Origin of the sequence: Mesonia oceanica (genome assembly GCF_902499555.1) — a bacterium.
GTDB lineage: Bacteria > Bacteroidota > Bacteroidia > Flavobacteriales > Flavobacteriaceae > Mesonia > Mesonia oceanica.
In genome coordinates this window covers 1-1,772 of sequence record NZ_CABVMM010000046.1, presented here as the reverse complement: position 1 = coordinate 1,772, position 1,772 = coordinate 1, and the positions used below count along the sequence as shown (strand labels likewise).

The 1,772-nt window shown below is 31.3% G+C and carries 1 protein-coding gene; it reads left to right on the top strand.

Features of this window, described 5'->3' with window-relative positions; translation table 11 throughout:
• Positions 1-1,772 (top strand): sensor histidine kinase (locus tag FVB9532_RS19230; RefSeq protein ID WP_150546804.1); only part of this gene is annotated, 1,772 nt, incomplete at both ends.

The following is a 1,772-nucleotide window of genomic DNA, read 5'->3' as shown; positions in this document are numbered from 1 at the left end:
TTGAGGGAGATTCGATTTTATGGACTGTGGGCATTGACGAAAAATTACACAGGCTGGATCTACATGCTAAAAGCGGTGAGCTATTTAAGTGTTATGAATGTCTTGAACAAAGCTCCCCACTAACTAGAACAGACAAAAGAGATTTCCTTTCCATACTTCAATTATCAGAAAATGAATTGTTATTAGGTGGTGATAAAGGCTTATATGTATTTAATACCAACAAAAAATTATTCATCAATAAGAATAGGATCAAAGAAGACCTGATTGTAAATCTTGTTAATGATATTGTAAGAGATCCTGTTTCTGGCTTCTGGATTGCAAGTGATAAAGGAGTTTTAAAACTTGATGAACATTTAAACCTAAGCGCTTCTATTCAGTTTCCAGATGAAATCCTCTCAGAAATACATGCACTTCCTTATAAACTTTATTTTGACGCTCAAGGTTTGCTCTGGGTCATATTTGAAGATAACCTAATCGTAAAACTCGATGTAGAAAGCAACCTCTATTCATTAGACCCTTTTTTTAGAGAAAAAAACCTAAGAATTGCATCTATTATTAATCATGAGCATGATACCTGGATTTCAACGTATAATGGCTTGTACCTTATTAAAGATAATGACCCTATTCATAAATTAAAATTCAACACATCAGACGGGCTTTCACATTTTGAATTTAATAGAAATTCTGCACTTTTAACTACTACTGGAAGTATTCTTCTTGGTACTCTAAACGGTATAACAGCCATCACTAAAAATACGTTTAATCTTGATGAAGAAAATAAACTTCTCCTTTTAGGGTACGAGATTCGGGGTGAAAACAATAGGTTAATTCAAAATGAACACTTTGGTATTAGAGATATTTCCCACTTTCATTTGCCCAATAAAAATAATTTAAAACTTGAGTTTGGGGTTTCTAATAGTCTTCAAAAAGCCGAAGATGTAACTTACTATTATAGATTTTTAAATGAAGAAAATAATTGGACCAATACACTAGCTGATGGTATTCTTAACATTCAATATTTATCGGCCGGAACCCATACGCTTGAAGTCTTTGCTGAAAATAATAATGGAATAAAAACCAATACACTCACCTATTACTTGCATGTTGAGAATGTTATTTATAAAAAAACCTGGTTTATAATTTTGGTACTGCTTGTTGTTGTATTTGTGACCTTTATGGCCTACAAACACAAGCTTAAGTTGCAACATGAAAAGCACCAAGCGTACACGAATATCCAAAAGCTTAATATGAAGTTCATTCAATCTCAAATGAACCCCCATTTCATTTTTAACACGATTAATAACTTGCAGAATACGCTCTTAGGGAAAAAAACAGAGGAGATCAATTTCTATTTTAATGAATTTGCAAAACTCGTTCGATTCAATTTAGAGTTTATGAGAATAGAAAAACATAGTCTTCAAAATGAAATTAATTACATTAAAACCTATATTGCTATTCAGGAATTAAGATTTAATCATGACTTGATCGTAAATTATTCAATAGATGATAAAATTAATCCAACCTCCATTTATATTCCCCCTCTACTGTTACAGCCATTTATTGAAAATGCACTCTTGCATGGGTTTAATTCTAAAGAAGGTAAAAAAAGGCTTATTATTTCTTTTTCTCTACACCATGGTTTTTTAAACATTGAAATTAACGATAATGGAATAGGAAGATCGGCTTCCTTAGAGAAGAAAATGAATCAAAAGTTTAAGTACAAATCATTATCTTCTGAAATAATTGACGAAAGAATTAAAATCTCAAATAGA